General features: G+C 69.8%; 13 protein-coding genes. 9 read left to right on the top strand and 4 right to left on the bottom strand.

Going from position 1 to position 17,374, the window contains the following annotated elements:
• Nucleotides 1-116 precede the first annotated feature (116 nt).
• Genes DL990_RS39940 through DL990_RS39910 form a run of 7 tightly spaced genes read left to right on the top strand, consistent with a single transcriptional unit; the run spans nt 117 to nt 11,218 of the window.
• Nucleotides 117-1,505, top strand: coding sequence for a serine hydrolase (locus DL990_RS39940; RefSeq protein ID WP_125782901.1), 1,389 nt, complete (start codon nt 117-119; stop codon nt 1,503-1,505).
• Nucleotides 1,502-2,389: a serine hydrolase gene (locus tag DL990_RS39935; protein ID WP_125801774.1), complete on the top strand. Its 888-nt coding sequence runs from the start codon at nt 1,502-1,504 to the stop codon at nt 2,387-2,389. The genes DL990_RS39940 and DL990_RS39935 overlap by 4 nt, the downstream gene beginning before the upstream one ends.
• A gap of 24 nt (nt 2,390-2,413) precedes the next feature.
• Nucleotides 2,414-4,012 (top strand): ABC transporter substrate-binding protein, encoded by a 1,599-nt coding sequence (locus DL990_RS39930; protein WP_125801773.1) that lies wholly within the window; start codon nt 2,414-2,416, stop codon nt 4,010-4,012.
• Entirely contained in the window at nt 4,012-4,992 is a 981-nt protein-coding gene (locus tag DL990_RS39925; protein ID WP_125801772.1) for an ABC transporter permease, read from the top strand. Before DL990_RS39930 ends, DL990_RS39925 begins: the two co-directional genes overlap by 1 nt.
• A 15-nt stretch (nt 4,993-5,007) precedes the next feature.
• The gene (locus DL990_RS39920) at nt 5,008-6,906 is read left to right on the top strand and encodes a dipeptide/oligopeptide/nickel ABC transporter permease/ATP-binding protein (protein WP_125801803.1); all 1,899 of its coding nucleotides are present in this window, start codon (nt 5,008-5,010) and stop codon (nt 6,904-6,906) included.
• Nucleotides 6,903-7,910 (top strand): ABC transporter ATP-binding protein, encoded by a 1,008-nt coding sequence (locus DL990_RS39915; protein ID WP_125801771.1) that lies wholly within the window; start codon nt 6,903-6,905, stop codon nt 7,908-7,910. Before DL990_RS39920 ends, DL990_RS39915 begins: the two co-directional genes overlap by 4 nt.
• Nucleotides 7,907-11,218, top strand: coding sequence for a serine hydrolase (locus DL990_RS39910; protein ID WP_125801770.1), 3,312 nt, complete (start codon nt 7,907-7,909; stop codon nt 11,216-11,218). Before DL990_RS39915 ends, DL990_RS39910 begins: the two co-directional genes overlap by 4 nt.
• On the opposite strand, the gene DL990_RS39905 is transcribed toward DL990_RS39910, so the two are convergent.
• The 4 genes from DL990_RS39905 to DL990_RS39890 all read right to left on the bottom strand — a co-directional run bounded on the left by DL990_RS39905 (nt 11,215) and on the right by DL990_RS39890 (nt 14,475).
• On the bottom strand, nt 11,215-11,409 hold the full coding sequence (locus DL990_RS39905) for a hypothetical protein (protein WP_125782913.1): 195 nt from the start codon (nt 11,407-11,409) through the stop codon (nt 11,215-11,217). The genes DL990_RS39910 and DL990_RS39905 overlap by 4 nt on opposite strands.
• Before the next feature lie 488 nt (nt 11,410-11,897).
• Nucleotides 11,898-12,545, bottom strand: coding sequence for a response regulator (locus DL990_RS39900; RefSeq protein ID WP_125782915.1), 648 nt, complete (start codon nt 12,543-12,545; stop codon nt 11,898-11,900).
• On the bottom strand, nt 12,533-13,732 hold the full coding sequence (locus tag DL990_RS39895) for a sensor histidine kinase (RefSeq protein WP_125801769.1): 1,200 nt from the start codon (nt 13,730-13,732) through the stop codon (nt 12,533-12,535). The genes DL990_RS39900 and DL990_RS39895 overlap by 13 nt, the downstream gene beginning before the upstream one ends.
• 29 nt (nt 13,733-13,761) lie before the next feature.
• Nucleotides 13,762-14,475: a sulfite exporter TauE/SafE family protein gene (locus tag DL990_RS39890; protein ID WP_233598741.1), complete on the bottom strand. Its 714-nt coding sequence runs from the start codon at nt 14,473-14,475 to the stop codon at nt 13,762-13,764.
• A gap of 177 nt (nt 14,476-14,652) precedes the next feature.
• On the opposite strand from DL990_RS39890, the gene ald reads away from it, so the two are divergent.
• Nucleotides 14,653-15,768, top strand: coding sequence for an alanine dehydrogenase (gene ald, locus DL990_RS39885; protein WP_125801768.1), 1,116 nt, complete (start codon nt 14,653-14,655; stop codon nt 15,766-15,768).
• A 65-nt stretch (nt 15,769-15,833) separates the two neighbouring features.
• Nucleotides 15,834-17,297 carry a PLP-dependent aminotransferase family protein gene (locus DL990_RS39880; RefSeq protein ID WP_125801767.1) on the top strand — a complete coding sequence of 488 codons (1,464 nt, stop codon included), beginning with the start codon at nt 15,834-15,836 and terminating at the stop codon, nt 17,295-17,297.
• Nucleotides 17,298-17,374 lie beyond the last annotated feature (77 nt).

Below are 17,374 nucleotides of genomic sequence, written 5' to 3'. Positions count from 1 at the left end.
CCGCCCGGATGAATTTTCCCGTCGCTCTCGTCGTTCCGCACGAACCGGTGACGCCTGTCACCGTCCTAGCATTCCGGGAACCGCCGGACCGCCCTTTCCACGGACAAGAGGTGCGCATGTCGAAACTTTCCGAAATCGAGACCTGGCTCGCGGAGAACTTTTCCGCCCTGTTGGAGAAGCATCAGGTGCCCGGCGCGGCCGTCGCGGTCTTCGCGGGCGGAGAGGTGATCGACCACGCGGCAGGTGTGCTGAACAAGAACATCGGGGTCGAGTCCACAGTGGACTCCGTCTTCCAGATCGGATCGATCACCAAGGTGTGGACGACCACCCTGGCGATGCAGCTCGTCGACGAGGGCAGGCTGGATCTCGACAAGCCGGTCCGTGACTACCTTCCCGAGTTCACCCTCGCGGACGACGACGCGGCGTCGCGGATCACCGTACGACAGCTGACCTGCCACACCTCCGGCTTCGAGGGCGACATCTTCACCGACACCGGGCAGGGCGACGACTGCGTCGCCAAGCTCGTGGCCACGCTCTCCGACGTGCCCCAGTTGTTCCCGCCAGGGGAGATGTTCTCCTACAACAACGCCGGGTACTGCGTGCTCGGCAGGATCGTCGAGGTCCTGCGCGGCAAGTCCTACGACGACTGCCTGCGCGACCACCTGTTCGTCCCGCTCGGCTTGACCCACGCCGCGGCCGGACCGTACGACGCGATCCGGTATCGCGCCGCGATCGGCCACGTCCAGCCGTCGCCGGACGAGGAGCCGGTGGCCGCACCCGTCTGGGCACTGACACGGTCGAACGTCCCGGCGGGTTCGCATCTCGCGATGCGCCCGCGCGACCTGCTGACCTTCGTGCGCATGCACCTCAACGAGGGCCGTGCCGACGACGGCACCCAGGTGCTCAAGCCGGAAACCGCGCGCGCCATGTGGGAACGCCAGGTCGAACTGCCCTACCTCGGCCTGATGGGCGGCGCGTGGGGGCTCGGCTGGATGATCTTCGACTGGGACGGCGGCCCGGTGATCGGCCACGACGGCGGCACCATCGGCCAGTCCGCGTTCCTCCGGGTGGTGCCGGGCAGCAATGTCGCGGTGGCGCTGCTGACCAACGGCGGCAAACCGCTGCACCTCTACCGGGACGTCTTCGGGAAGGTGCTGGGCGAGCTGGCCGGCGTCGAGGTCCCGCCGCTGCCGGAGCCCAACGCCGCGGAGGCCCCGGCGGATCCGTCGCGCTATGTGGGCGAGTACTCGTCGCAGGTCGCGGACATCGTCGTGAGCCAGGACGAGGACGGTGGCCTGTGGCTGGAACGGACGCCGAAGGGCGTGTTCGCCGACCTCGGTTCCGGGCCGGAGAAGAACCGGCTGCTGGGCTACCAGGGCGACACCCTGGTCGCCGAGCACGGTGAGCTCGGCCTGCACCTCCCGCACGCCTTCGTCGGCGACGACGGCAACGGACGGGCGCTGTACGTCCACACCGGACGGGCGGACCGGCGGGTGAGCCGGTGACCGGAATCGGCGCCGAGATCGAGGCCGTCTTCGCGAACGCGGGGGCGCGCGGATTCGTGCACGCGCGCGAGGTCGGCGTCCCCGATGGTCCCGAAGTCGGCGTCGGCGCCGACGATCCGGTCGTGCTCGCGTCCGTGTTCAAGATCCCGGTGGCGGTCGCCTTCGCCCGTGAGGTGGCCGCCGGACGGCTCGACGATACCGAGCGGACCCGCGTCACCGCGCGGTACCGGATCGGCGGGATCGGCACCGCCGGCTGTGCGGACGACGTCGAGATGAGCTGGCGCGACCTCGCGCATTTCATGTTGACGATGAGCGACAACGCCGCGACCGACGTCGTCTACCACCGGGTCGGGCAGGAAGCGGTGGACCGGGTCCTGACCGACCTCGGACTCACCAGGACCCGGCTGATCGGCTGCTGCGAGGACCTCTTCGCCTCGGTGATCGCCGACCTCGGCGCGAAACCGGACGACGATCTGGAAGCCGTCTTCGCCGCGGCGACGCCGGAACAGCTCTGGAAGCTTTCGGTGCTCGATCCGGAACGCACCACGGCGTCGACCGCGCGCGAGATCACCACGCTGCTCGACGCCATCTGGACCGACCGCGCGGGCGACCCGGCCGCCTGCGAACGCGTGCGGGCGATCATGGCCCAGCAGATCTGGCCGCATCGGATCTCGTCCGGGTTCCCGGCCGGGGTGACGATCGCGGCGAAAACCGGGACGCTGCCCGCCGTCCGCAACGAAGCGGGTGTGGTGACCGATGTGGACGGTCGCCGGTACGCCGTCGCGGTGTTCACCCGCGCCGAATCCCTCGCCGACCGCCTGCCCGCGGTCGATTCCGCCATCGGCGAGGCCGCCGGCCTCGCCGTCGCCCACCTCCGCGCGTAGAGCGTGACCCAGTAGGAGAACCGCATGAAGAAAGCCCGGCTCACCGCCGCGATCACGAGCGTGGTGGCCTTGACCGTGAGCGCGTGCGGGGGGACGTCGCAATCCGGACAGGACCGGACCGCGAACCAGAAACCGGTCGAAGGAAAGACCTTCACCATGGCGATCGGTACCGACCCTGGAGCTCTGGACCCGGCGATGACCGTGCTTTCGGTCGCGCTGGACATCGGCCGCTATCTCTACGACAGCCTGATCAACCTCGACGAGACCGGAAAACCGATCGCGGGGCTCGCCGAGAAATGGGAGGCCAGCACGACTACCGCCTCCTTCACCCTGCGCAACGGGATCACCTGTGACGACGGCACGCCGCTGACCGCGAGCGATGTGGCGGCGAACATCGGCTTCATCGGCGACCCCGCGAACAAGTCCCCGATGGCCGGACTCGCGATCGCGCCGGGTACCAAGGCGACCGCGGACGACGCGGCCCGGAAGGTCACCGTCACCAGCGGGGCACCGGACGCGTTCCTGCTGCGCAACGTGGGCGGGCTGCCGATCGTCTGCGGCAAGGGCGTCACCGATCGGCAGGCGCTGGCCAAGGGGAAATACGGCACCGGCATGTACACCATGACCGAAATCGTGCCGAACGACCACTACACCCTCACCCGGCGGAAGGACTACGCGTGGGGACCGGGGGAGTGGCAGCGTGAGCAGCCGGGGCTGCCGGAGAAGGTGGTCTTCCGGGTCATCCAGAACACCACGACGGCCGCGAACCTGCTGCTGTCCGGTGAACTCAACAGCGCCAGGATCACCGGTCAGGACCAGCAGCGTCTCCGCGCCCAGAAGCTGTATCACGGCGAACAGGTCGTGCCGATGGGCGAGATGTTCTTCAACCAGGGGCCCGGTCGCCCGGGAGCCGATCTCGCCGTGCGCCGCGCGCTGGTGCAGGCACTCGACCTGCCCCAGATCGGCAAGGTGCTCACCGGTGGTTCCGGGGCGCCCAGCCAGGGAATGGTCACCACCGAACCCAGGGCGTGCACCGGCGACGCGGTGAGCGGGAAGCTTCCCGCGTTCGACGTCGCCGCCGCCAAGGCGGGTCTCGACGCGGCGGGCTGGAAGCCGGGAGCGGACGGCGTGCGGGTGAAGGACGGCAAGCGGCTCGCGCTGACCGCCATCTACGGCACCCAGGTGGGGCCGACGATGGCGCCCTCCGCCGAACTGATGCAGCAGTCGTGGAAGGCCGCCGGCGCGGAGGTCACGCTCAAGGGCCTCGACAGCCCGGGGACCAGCCAGGTGCTGTTCAACACCGGTGAGTGGGACATCTCGCTCGCGCCGGTGACCCTGTTGCTGCCGAGCCAGGCCGTCCCGTTCGTCTCGGGGCCGAAACCGCCGGCCGGCACGAACTTCGCGCATATCGAGAACGAGCGGTACACGGCACAGGCCGCACAGGCGGCGCGGATGCCGGGTGATTCGGGCTGCGCGACCTGGCTCGCCGCGGAGACAGCGCTCATCGAGCGACTGGACGTCGTGCCCTACGTCAACTCAGTCATCCCGACCTTCGGCAGCAACGCGCGGTTCAAGGTCAGTTTCGGCTCGGTCGAGCCGTCGTCGATCCGGATGTACGGCTGATGGCGGTCGCGGTCGCCCCGTCCGGGTTGCGCGGCAGTCCCTGGCTGTCGTTCGCCGTGCGTCGCCTCGGCCGGTTCGTGGTCTCGCTGTGGGTCTTGATCACCACGGCGTTCCTGATGATCCAGCTGATCCCCGGCGACCCGGTCCGGGCGGCGCTCGGGCTGACCGCGCCGGTCGAGCTGGTGAACGCGCGACGGGCGGCACTCGGCCTCGACGATCCGCTGTGGCTGCAGTACGTCCACTACCTCGGCGGAGTGGTCACCGGTGACTTCGGGACGTCGATGACGAGCGGGCAGCCGGTCTCCGAGGTGATCGGCGACCGGCTGCCCGCCACCCTCCAGCTGGCCTTGCCCGCTTTCGCGGTGGTGATCGCGGTGGCGATCCCACTGGGCCTCCTGTTCGCCGTGCTGACCCGCGGCGGACGGCGGCGTGGCAGTGAGCTGGCGTTCACCTCGACGACCGTGCTGCTCGCGGCCATCCCGGAGTTCCTGCTCGCGGTCGCGCTGGTCGCGTTCTTCGCGGTCCGGCTCGGCTGGTTCCCGGTGGCCGGGAGCGACGGGGCGGGTTCGCTCGTGCTCCCGGTGATCGCGCTGGCGCTCGGTCCGGCCTCGGTGCTCTCCCGCATCGTCCGGGTGGAGACGCTTTCCGTGCTGGGCCACGACTTCATCCGCACCGCGCGGGCCAAACGGCTACCCGCGCGGCTGGTCTACCTGCGGCACGCGCTGCCGAACGCGCTGACCGCGACGCTGACCATGGGCGGGCTGATGCTGACCGGGATGGTCGCCGGGACGGTGCTGGTGGAGAACGTGTTCGCCTGGCCCGGTCTCGGTTCCACCATCGCGCAGTCGATCCTGCAGAAGGACTATCCGCTGGTGCAGGGCATCGTGCTCGTCTACGGCATCGGGGTCCTGCTGGTGAATCTGACGGTGGACGTGCTGCTGGCCGTCCTCGATCCGCGTTCGACGATCCGGGAGAACTAAGTGGTCACCATCGGAATGGCGAATCGGCGCGGAGCGAAATGGGCCGCGGCCCTGCGCACCCCGGTGGGCGGGTTCGCGGCGGCCCTGTTGCTGGTGGTGATCGCGCTCGCGGTGCTGGCCCCGATCCTGTGGCACGACAACGCCTTCGCGATCGACACGGACGCGATCGGCCAGGGCCCGTCCGCCGCGCATTGGCTGGGTACCGACGACCTCGGCCGCGACATCCTCTTCCGTGTCCTGGTGGCGACCCGGCTTTCGGTACTGCTGGCGCTGCTCGCGACGGTGATCGGGGTGGTGACCGGACTCGTCCTCGGCACCCTGCCTTCGCTGCTGCCCCGGCCGGCCGCCCGGCTGGTCACCTCGGCGGTGAACATCGCGGTCGCGTTCCCCGGGCTGCTGCTGGTGCTGTTCTTCTCGGTCATCTTCGGGGTCGGGACCCACGGCGCCGTGCTGGCGGTCGGTTTCGCGCTGGCCCCGGCGTTCGCGCGGTTGGCGCAGACGTTGTCGGCTTCCGTGGCGGGCCAGGACTTCGTGTCCGCCGCGCGGATCTCCGGCGTCGGCCGGATCCGGTTGCTGGTGCGGCACATCCTGCCCAACATCGGTGAACCGCTGGTGGTGAACGCGACCATCGGTGCGGGTGCCTGCCTGCTGGCGTTCTCCGGGCTGTCGTTCCTCGGCATCGGTGTGCAGGCACCGGATTACGACTGGGGACGGCTGCTCGGCGAAGGGCTCAACGGGATCTACGTCAACCCGGCGGCCGCGCTCGCGCCCGGCGTCGCGGTGGTGCTGGCCGGGCTCGCCTTCAACCTGGTCGGAGAGACCGTGGCAGGCGTGATCGGCGTCCGGACCGGGCTGCGCAAGCTCGCGCCACGGCCGGCCTCCCCGGCACGGGAGTCCTTCGAACGCGACGACGACGCCGTGCTGGTCGTGGAGAACCTCCAGGTGGCGTTCCCGCGTCCGTCGGGCTGGACCGTTCCGGTGCGCGGGGTGAGCTTCACCGTCCGCGCGGGCGAGGCGATCGGCGTCGTCGGTGAGTCGGGTTCGGGGAAGAGCCTGACCGGTCTGGCGGTGTCACGGCTGGTCGAAGCACCGGCCGTGGTCACCGCGGACCGGCTCGAATTCGCCGGGAAACCCCTGCTGACGACGCCGGAACGGGAGTTGCGCGGCCTGCTCGGTACGTCGCTGGCGATGGTGTTCCAAGATCCGATGACCTCCTTCAACCCGACCAGGCGGATCGGCCGCCAGCTGGCCGAGGTCGCCGAACAACATCAGGGACTTCCACGCGCCAAGGCCTTCGAACGCGCCGTGGACCGGTTACGCGCGGTGCGGATCCCGGCGGCCGAACGGCGTGCGCGGCAGTATCCGCACGAGTTCTCCGGCGGGATGCGGCAGCGCGCGATGATCGGCATGGGCCTGATGGGCGACCCGAAGCTGATCATCGCCGACGAACCGACCACGGCGCTGGACGTCACCGTGCAGCGGCAGCTGCTGCGGCTGCTGGCGCGCACCAGGAGCGAGCGGGACACGGCGATCATCCTGATCAGCCACGACATCGCGGTCGTTTCGCAGACGTGCGAGCGGATGCTGGTCATGTACGCGGGCCGGGTGGTGGAGGACCTGCCGTCGGCCGGGACGCCGCGGCATCCGTACACGCGGGCTCTGCTGGCCGCGACGGTCGACCTCGAGACCGATCGTGACGCGCCGCTCGCGGTGATCCCCGGCCGTCCGCCGGAACCGGATCGCGTGCCCACCGGCTGCGCCTTCGCCGATCGGTGTCCCGCGGTGACCGACCGGTGCCGTCTCGAAGACCCGGTGCTGGAGCGCGTGGAACCCGGGCATCGCGTCGCGTGCTGGTACCCGGCGCCGCTTTCCCGGCCCGCCAAGGAAACCGTGACCGCCGGAGGTGCGGAATGAGTGATCTCGTCTTCGAGACGGTGAGCGTGCGGTACGGCGGACGGCGTGGACTCACCGCTGTCGACCGGGTCGGGCTGACCGTCCCTTCCGGACAGGTCGTCGGACTCGTCGGCGAATCGGGTTCGGGGAAATCGACGCTGGCCCGTGCCGCGGTCGGGCTCTCGCCGATCAGCGAGGGACGGGTCCTGCTGGACGGCGTCGACGTCCGGAAGCTGCCCCGGCGACCTCCGCTGCAGATGGTGTTCCAGGATCCGTATTCCTCTTTGGATCCACGGATGAGCATCGGGGAGTCGATCACCGAGGCGATTCCGCGTGGCGTGCTTCCCGGTCGCGCGGCGCGCCGGGAGGAGGTGGCCCGGCTACTGGAGCTGGTCAACCTCGATCCCGAACGCGCGGGCCACTTGCCGGGGCAGCTTTCCGGCGGTCAGCGCCAGCGGGTGGCGCTCGCCCGTGCGCTGGCCGGGCGGCCCGACGTGCTGATCGCCGACGAGATCACCTCCGCACTCGACGTCTCGGTGCAGGGCGCGGTGCTCAACCTCGTCCGGTCCGTGCAACGGCGGCTGGGCCTGTCGATGCTGTTCATCTCGCACAACCTCGCGGTGATCCGCTATCTCAGCGACATCGTCGCCGTGATGTACCTCGGCCGGATCGTCGAGGTCGGCCCTGCCGAGCAGGTGCTCAGCGATCCGCAGCATCCGTACACGCGCGACCTGCTCGCCGCGGCGCCTTCCGCGCACACGTCGCTGTTCGACACCGGCGCGGACGAGGCGACCGCCGACACCGAGCCCGCCGACCCGCACCACCCGCCGTCCGGATGCCGCTACCACACCCGCTGCCCGGTCGGCCCGCTCGTCCGCGCCGACCGAGAACTCTGCCTCCAGGCGGACCCCGCCGACACGGTGCCCATCAAAAACGTGGCACACCGACGTCACTCGGCGGCCTGCCACTTCAGCGAAAACGAGAGCCGCCGGCTCACGATCCCCCGAGGAGCGACCGCATCATGACCCGACGTCTCGGTCTCGACGACCTGTACGGAATCGCCGTCCCCAGCCAGCCTTCGCTGTCGCCGGACGGCGACCGGATCGTCTACGTCCTGCGCACCGCGAACCGCGACGAGGACAGGAACGAGCACACGCTCTGGGAAGTCGGCGCGGCCGATGGCGAAGCGCGGCAGCTCACGCGCGGAACCGCCGACCTGGCGCCGATGTGGGCGCCGGACGGCACGCGGATCGCGTTCCTCCGTGCCGAGGAGGGCCCACCGCAGGTGTGGTTCCTGCCGTCGTCGGGCGGTGAGGCCGAACGGATCACCGAACTGCCGCTCGGGGCGGGTGCCCCGGTCTGGAGCCCCGACGGCGGCAAGATCGCGTTCTCGGCCGCGACCGACCTGGCGGGCGGCGATCCCGCGCCGAACGCCCCGGTGGTGGCGGACCGGCTGGACTTCAAGGCCGACGGCGCCGGGCTGATCAAGACCATCCGCAAGCATCTGCACGTCCTCGACGTCGCCACGCGTGAGGTCCGGCAGGTGACCTTCGGTGATTGGCACGCGGGCGATCCCGCCTGGTCACCCGACGGGACGCAGCTGGCCTTCTCGGCCGGACGGGACGCCGACGCGGACCTGACCTTCCGTTCCGGCGCCTATGTTCTCGACGTGACCACGAAGGCCGCCGAACCGCGACTGATCGGCTCCGGCGAGGGCATGGTTGGAACGGTCGCCTGGACCGCGGACGGGAGCGAGCTCCTGGTGGCGGGCCGGGTCGACACCGAAGTCGGCCACATCGGGTTGCTGCGGGTCCCGCTCGACGGCGGCGATCCTGTGGACCTGGCGTCCACTTTGGACCGGAACGTGATGGTCGGCGGCGCCGGCTATCCGGGCGCGTTGCCGAAGCTGACCGCGGACGGCGGGTCCGTGCTGTTCGGTCTCCGCGACCGCGGCTGCACCCATCTGTACCAAGTGGACACCGATGGCGGAAATCCGCGCGCGGTGTTGGCAGGCACGGACCGCGTCGTGTCCGGAATGGACACCGCGAACGGAAGAATCGTGGTGGCCCTTGCCACGGCCACCTCGTTCGGCGAGATCGCCGTCGTCGATCAGGCCACCGGCGCCGTCGACGTGCGGACGAAGCACGGTGTCTCGGTCGCCGAGGTGGAACTCTTCCGCCACGTGGAGCGGGAATTCACCATCGCGGACGGCACCGTCGTCCATGGCTGGCTGTTGCGTGACCCCGCCAGGCCGGAGGCCGCGCCGCTGTTGCTCGACATCCACGGCGGCCCGCACAACGCCTGGAACGGCGCGGCCGACTGGATCCACCTCTACCACCAGGCGCTCGTCGCGCGAGGCTGGGCGGTGCTGCTGCTCAACCCGCGCGGCAGCGACGGCTACGGCGAGGATTTCTACACGGGCGCCGTCGGCGGCTGGGGTGTCGCCGACGCCGCGGACTTCCTCGAACCGCTGGACGACCTGGTCGCCGAAGGGATCGCCGACGCCGACCGGCTCGCCGTGGCGGGGTACAGCTACGGCGGTTTCATGACCTGCTATCTGACCAGCCGCGACAACCGCTTCGCCGCTGCCGTCTCCGGGGGCGTGGTCAGCGACCTGACCAGTATGGAAGGCACCTCCGACGCCGGGCATTACCTGGCCGTCCGCGAGATCGGCGACCGGTCCCGGGGTTACGCGGAGTTCTCGCCGTTCGCCAAGGTCGACCAGGTGCGGACGCCGACCCTGGTCATCCAGGGCGCGGAAGACGAGCGCTGCCCGGTCGGCCAGGCCGAGCAGTGGTTCGGCGCGCTGCGTGCGCGGGGCGTCCCGACCCGGCTGGTGTTGTACCCGGGCGCCTCGCATCTGTTCATCCTCGACGGACCGCCCTCGCACCGCGTCGACTTCAACCGGCGCGTGCTCGAATGGGTCGAGCAGTACGCGGCCCCGGCGGACGGGGTGTCTCGTGTGCCGATCGAGGCGGCGCACTGGCAGCGGCGGCTGGCCGAACTCGCGCGCAAGTACCGCGTTCCCGGTGCGGCGCTGGGCATCACGCGGCTCGGGGACGACGCGGAGACCCACGTGTCCCACGGCGTGCTGAACACGGCGACCGGCGTCGAAGTCACCGAAGACTCGGTGTTCCAGATCGGCTCGGTGTCCAAGGTGTGGACCGCGACCGTGGTGATGCGACTGGTCGACGAAGGACTCCTCGACCTGGACGCGCCGATCTCCGACGTCGTCCCCGAACTGCGGCTGGCCGATCCGGACGTCGCCAAACAGGTGACCATGCGGCATCTGCTGACGCACACCAGCGGGATCGACGGAGACGTCTTCACCGACACCGGGCGCGGCGACGACACCCTCGAGCGCTACGTCGAGATCCTCGACCAGGCCGCGCAGAACCATCCGCTCGGCGAGACTTTCTCGTACTGCAACTCGGGTTTCGTGCTCATGGGCCGGGTGATCGAGAAGCTCACCGGGCAGACCTGGGACGCCGCGATGCGGGAGAAACTGTTCACCCCGCTCGGCCTCACCCACACCGTGACGCTGCCCGAGGAAGCGCTGATGTTCCGCGCCGCCGTCGGTCACGTCGCCGGTGAGGACGAGGAACCGCGGCCCGCACCGATTTGGGGCCTGCCGAGGAACATGGGCCCGGCCGGCTTGATCACCGCCACCACCAAGGACGTGCTCGGCTTCGCCCGCCTGCACCTGAGGGGCGGCCTGACGTCGTCCGGCGAGCGGATCCTGACCACGGCGTCCGTCGCCGCGATGGCCGAAAAGCAGGCCGACATCCCCGACAAGCACTCGCTCGGCGACTCCTGGGGTCTCGGCTGGATCCGCGACGACTGGAGCGGACGGCGGGTCATCGGCCACGACGGCAACACGATCGGACAGTCCGCGTTCCTGCGGCTGCTGCCCGACCAAGGGCTGGCCGTCACCCTGCTCACCAACGGCGGCAACACCCGCGACCTGTTCCAGGAGCTGTACCGCGAGATCTTCGCCGAACTCGCCGACGTGGCGATGCCGCGGCCGCTGGAGCCGCCCGCGACACCGGTCACCGTCGACGGTTCGAAGCACGTCGGTGTCTACGAACGAGCCGGCGTGACGATGGAGGTACTGTCCGAAGGCGACGGACTCCGGCTCCGGCAGACCGCCACCGGACCGCTCGCCGAACTCATGCCGGAGAAGACGCAGGAGTTCGACCTCGTCCCGGTGACCGACTCGCTCTACGTCTGTCGTGAGCCGGGCGCGCGGACCTGGATGCCGGTCACCTTCTACACGCTGCCGACAGGGGAGCCGTACATGCACCACGGAGTGCGTGCGACACCGAAGGTCTAGCTGCGGCGCCGTGCCACGTAACGGATGACCAGAAGCACGATGCAGACGACCGAGACGCCTCCCGCGATCATGCGGAGGGTCCAGTCCATGCCCGCGAACTGTCCGATCGAGTTGGCGGCGGCGCTGACGAGGAGGACGAGCCAGAGGGAAGCGGTGACCATCGTGCCGCCGGCGTTTTTGGTGTCGTTCATGGGAAAGACGTTATGGAACGGCGGGCCGGGCGAACAGGGGAGTGACCCCCGTCGCGGGGTGGTGCTGGCGCTACCCCGCCACCGGTCCGTGAACGCCTCCTTGGGGCACCGCATTTGCTTACCCACTACTCGGGGCTCGCGCTCTGAGATCCCCTTGGTCGACGTGTGGCCTTAGGCGTGACACGCGTGATTGGGTGGCGATCACGCGTGATTGGACGCGGAACTCGCGTGATTGGAAGCGGAACTCACGGCGGACCCGGTCACGGGCGAGATCGGCCTCCAATCACGCGAGTTCCGCGTTTAAACACGCGAGTTCCGCCTTCAATCACGCGCGACGTCCATCGACCTGGTGGTGACATCACCTCACGACCCACCCACCAACCCGCAGGTCAGACGTAGGTACACAAATGAAGGCCTCCTTTGAGGGACCCAGAGTCCCTCAAAGGAGGCCTTCACGGAACAGGCCGCCAGGCACGACACTGTGACGCTCAGCGCTTCCCGCTCAAGTAGGCGAGCACGGCCAGAACCCGCCGATGCCCGCTGTCCTCCGGCAACCCGAGTTTCGCGAAGATGTTCCGGATGTGCTTGTGCACGGCGCCATCGCTCACCACCAGCAGTTCGGCGATGGTCGTGTTGTTGTAGCCCTCCGCCATCAGCCCGAGCACCTCGCGCTCGCGCGCGGTCAGTCCTTCGAGGGGATCGGTCGCCCGACGGTGCGCCATCAGCTGGGTGATCACCTCGGGATCCATCGCCGTCCCGCCCTTGACGACCCGGTCCAGCGCGTCGAGGAACTTCTCGACCTTCCCGACCCGCTCCTTGAGCAGGTACCCGACCGCGCCTTTGCCGTCGGCCAGGAGTTCCGCCGCGTAGCCGGTTTCGACGTGTGCGGACAGCACGAGCACGGGCAGTCCCGGATGCATCTTCCGCGCCTTGACGGCGGCACGGAGACCTTCGTCGGTGTGGGTCGGCGGCAGCCGGACGTCGGTGATCACCGCGTCGGGACGGTCGTTGGTGACCAGTTCGAGGAACTCGTCCACATCGTCCACCGCCGCGGCGACGTCGATGCCGGACGTGTTCAGCAGCATCACCAGGCCTTCGCGCAGCAGCGCGTCGTCCTCGACGATCACGACCCGCATGGCAACTCCACTTTCAGTACGGTCGGCCCACCGGCGGGGCTGGACAAGTGCAAGGTCCCGTCGAACGCCTCGGCGCGTTTGCGGATCCCGGACAGGCCGGAGCCGCCGGATTCGTCGGCGCCGCCGTGGCCGTCGTCGCGGATTTCGATGAGCAGGGTGTCGGCGGTGCCGTCGAGAGTGATCCAGGCGTGTTCGGCGCCGGAGTGCTTGGTGATGTTGGTCAGCATCTCGGCGACGACGAAGTAGGCGGCCGCCTCCACGGCGGCAGGACGGCGGCTGCTGCTCAGGACGTCCACTGTGCACGGAACGGGGCAGCGATCGGCCAACGCCGTGACGGCGCCATCGAGGCCGCGGTCGGTCAGCAATGGCGGGTAGATGCTCCGTACGACGCTGCGAAGTTCGGCCAGCGCGCCGGTCGCGGTGTCCTGCGCCTTGCCCAGCAACTCCCGCGCCTTCCGGGGGTCCTTCTCGAAGATCGAGTCGGCGATCCCGAGCTGCAGCACCACCGCGGCGATCCTCGCCTGCGTCCCGTCGTGCAGATCGCGTTCCAGCCGCCGGAGTTCGGCGCCGTGCGCTTCCAGCGCGGCGGCACGCGACGCGGCCAGTTCGACGACGCGGTCGGTCAGCACGACACCGGGTGCGGGCGCGAGCAGCTTGCGCGCGATGGACGCCTGCCACCGGGCCAAGCGGGGGTAGAGGAAGACGAGCGCGATCATGCCGACACCGGTGATCAGGCTGAGGGCGGCCATCGGCCACGACGTCACCATGAAGCCGAGTGAACTTTGCACTCCGCCCGGCACCATCGGCCAGATGAACGCGGTGACCACCTGGCGGAGCCCGCCGAGCGGAAAGGCGATGGCGAAGATGCCGATGACGAAACCGGTCGCGGCATGGAAGGCGAGCCACCCGAGGTCCCGGCGCGAGGCCGGATCGGTCACCGGGTTCCCGGACCGGTACGGCTCGGGGATCGGCTCGTCGAGCAGGCGCGCGGCGCGACGGCGTTCGAAGTTGACCGGGTACCTGATCAGCTTGAGCGCGTGCGGCACCGCCGGGATCCCGACGCCGAACGGGCACATCAGCAGCACGAACAACATGCCGACGAGCACGAACCAGGAGACCATCGAAGAAGCCGCGCCGACCGCCAGGAACCGGATCGCGGACCAGCAGGACCGGAGCCGGGTGATCACCCGGACAGTCTCCCATCCGGGCCCGGGGTTCAGAACGCGGCGTGCCCCAGCGTCAGCACGCCACCGGCCGCCGAGAGGACGAGGACCGACCAGCGGACGGACCGGTCGCCGACGCGGCGGCTCAGCGCTCTTCCCAGCAGATCGCCGGCCAGCGCCGAGCCCGCGACCGCGAGGAGCACGCTCACGGGCACCTCCACCCAGCCGAGGCTCGGCAGCGCGACCAGGCCGAGCAGGAAGAAGTAGATCGACAGCGTTCCGCGCGTCTCGTCCGCGCCCCAGCCCGCGCTCGCCCCGTACACCGCCACGGCGGGGCCGGACAGCCCGGCGACGGAGTTCATCGCCGCGCTCAGCACGCCCGCGCCGATCGCACCCGTCCTCCCCGCCAGCCGTGTACTGGTCACGCCACTGGCCAGCACGCCGACGGCGAGGACACAGCAGCCGCCGGCGGCGAGCAGCAGTGGACGTTCGGGAGCGTTGCGCACCAGGAGCGCGACGACCGGCGTGCACACCACCGCGGGCACGGTCAGCCAGGCGACCTGCGCCCATCTGATCGACCGCCGATGCGTGATCGCGACCGCGAGATAGACCGGGAAACCGAGTAACAGGGTGAGCCGGACGGCATCGAGCGGGCCGAGTGTCAGCGCCAGGAACGGCACGCACATCAGGGAAAGGCCCATACCGGAAAGGCGCTGGGCGACGACCCCGGCCGCCGCCGCCAGCGAAGTGATGGCCAGGGTTCCCACCCGGCCATGGTGCGGCCGGTGCGCACGCGGCGGTAGCCGGTGCCTGACGAGGACCTCATAGCCCGAGGCTATGACCACGGACTGGACCCGTCGATCGCGCGGATTCTGGCTCTTCTGGCCGTTCCAGTCGTGCCGCACGCTCAGCGTCACTGCCTTTGGAACAGACGGGAGCGTGAGATGAAGATCGGTGTCCCTCGTGAAGTCAAGAACCACGAGTACCGGGTCGCGGTGACGCCTGCGGGCGTACACGAGTTCACTTCGGCCGGGCATGAGGTGTTCGTCGAACGCGGGGCGGGGGAAGGGTCGTCCCTCCGCGACGAGGACTACGCCGCGGCCGGGGCGAAGGTGCTCGACAGCGCCGACGACGTCTGGGCGACCGGTGAGCTGGTGCTCAAGGTCAAGGAACCGATCGCCGAGGAATACCACCGGCTGCGGCGCGACCAGCTCCTGTTCACCTACCTGCACCTCGCCGCGAGCGAGCCGTGCACACGGGCGCTGCTGGACGCGGGCACGACGTCGGTGGCGTATGAGACCGTGCAGCTGCCGAACGGCTCGCTGCCCCTGCTGTTCCCGATGAGCGAGGTCGCCGGGCGGCTGGCCCCGCAGGTCGGCGCGCAGACGCTGATGCGCGCCAACGGCGGACGCGGGGTACTCATCGGCGGCGTCTCCGGGGTGGCCCCGGCACGGGTGGTCGTCCTCGGGGCCGGTGTCGCGGGGATGAACGCGGTCGCCGGCGCGGCCGGGACCTGGGCCGATGTCGTCCTGTTCGACAAGAACGTCGACAAGCTCCGCGCCGCGGACCGCATGTACCAGGGCCGGATCCGCACCGCCGCGGCCAACGCGTACTCGATCGAAGAAGCCGTGCTCGAAGCGGACCTCGTGATCGGCGCGGTACTCGTGCCCGGCGCCAAGGCGCCGAGCCTGGTGTCGAACGAACTCGTGTCCCGCATGAAGCCGGGCAGCGTGCTGGTCGACATCTCCGTCGACCAGGGCGGTTGCTTCGAGGACACGCGGCCGACGACGCACGCGGAGCCGACGTTCCCGGTGCACAACTCGGTGTTCTACTGCGTCGCCAACATGCCCGGCGCCGTTCCGCACACCTCGACGTACGCGCTGACCAACGTCACGCTGCCCTACGCGCTGGAGCTGGCGAACAACGGCCTCGCCGGTGCTGTCGCGCGGTGCCCGGAGCTGCGTGGCGGGGTCAGCACGGTGGACGGGCGGCTGACGTCCGCGCCGGTCGGCGACGCACTCGGGATCGGATCGGTCGCGCTCGACGACGTGCTCGGTTAGGTGGTGTCGGCCGGGATCTGGAGCTAGGTTCAGATCCCGGCCGAGTCGCCGTGAGGGAGGTGCCGTTGCCGCGAACGTTGATCGAAATCGACCGGACGTCCACCGAGCCGCTCTACCGGCAGGTGCGACGCGCGATCGAGCACGGCATCGCGATCGGCACGTTCGACCCGGCCCACCGGCTGCCGAGCTCGCGTGAGCTGGCCGCCGAACTGAGCGTTTCCCGCAACACCATCAACCTCGCGTACCAGGAGCTGGTCGCCGAAGGGTTCGTGGAGAGCCGCGAGCGCAGCGGGCTGTTCATCAACGCGGAGATGCGCCCGCACTGCGCGGTACAGGAGCGGGGCACCAGCCCGGCCATCGACTGGAGCGCGCGGGTGCGCCGGTATCCGGACGCCGGCGTGCCGCACGTCGAGAAACGCGTGGACTGGCACACGTACCCGTACCCGTTCCTCGCCGGGCAGGTGGACGTCACGGCCTTCCCCGCGAGGTCGTGGACCCGCTGCCTGCGTGACGCGCTTTACCGGCCGCATGTGTTCCCGAGCCTGCAGGACAGCGTCGGTTCCGACGACCCGATGCTGGTCGACCTCATCTGCCGTCAGCTGCTCACCGCGCGGGGGATCGAGGCCGATCCGTCCGAGGTGCTGATCACCGTCGGTTCGCAGCAGGGCCTCGACCTGCTCGGCCGGGCGCTGCTCGGGCCGGACAGCGTCGTGGCGATGGAGAACCCGGGCTACCTCGACGCCCGGCACATCTTCCTGCGGACCGGCGCGGGGCTGCGCGGCCTCGACGTCGATCAGAGCGGCGTGCGCCCGCCGGAGACGCTCGACGGCGTCGATCTGCTCTACCTCACCCCGAGCCACCACCACCCGACGAACGCGACGTTGAGCATCGGTCGCCGCCGACGGCTGCTCGATCTCGCCGCGAATGCGGGCACGGTGCTCGTCGAAGATGACTACGACAGCGAATTCCGGTACCACGGCAGCCCCACACCCGCGCTCAAGGCGCTCGACGGCACCGGGGACGCGATCTATCTCGGCACCTTCTCCAAGTTCCTGTCACCGGGGCTGCGGCTGGGATACCTGGTCGGACCGCGCGAGCTGGTGAAGGAGCTGCGCGAGATCCGGCGATACGTGCTGCGCCATCCACCAGGACACCTTCAGCGAGCGCTCGCGTTGCTCATCGACAGCGGCGAGTACCACCGTTCCCTGCGGCGCTACCGCACGAAGCTGATGCGGAAATGGGAGGCGACCGGTGCCGCGGTCGCCGCGCATCTGCCGTGGGCGCAGACGGCGTATCCGCCGGGCGGGGTCAGCCTCTGGATGACCGGACCGTCCGAACTGGACTGCCGGGCGCTGATGGACCGTGCCGAGCGCGACGGCGTCCTGATCGAGCGCGGTGACATCTTCTTCGTCGGGGAAAGCCCGCCGCGCAACCACTTCCGGATCGGCTTCGCGGCCGTGCCATTGCGCGACATCGATCCTGGTATCCGCCTGCTCGGTGAGGCCTGCCGCGATCTTCTCGGCGGCTGAGTGTCTAACTGGTACCACCGCACCGGAGCGTTCTGGACCTGTTCAGGCGGCCAGACGTGCCGCACTGTCTGGGGATC

Origin of the sequence: Amycolatopsis sp. WAC 01416 (genome assembly GCF_003947485.1) — a bacterium.
Taxonomy (GTDB): Bacteria; Actinomycetota; Actinomycetes; order Mycobacteriales; family Pseudonocardiaceae; genus Amycolatopsis.
Note: the sequence above shows the minus strand (reverse complement) of the source record. Positions and strands in the feature narration are given on the sequence as shown.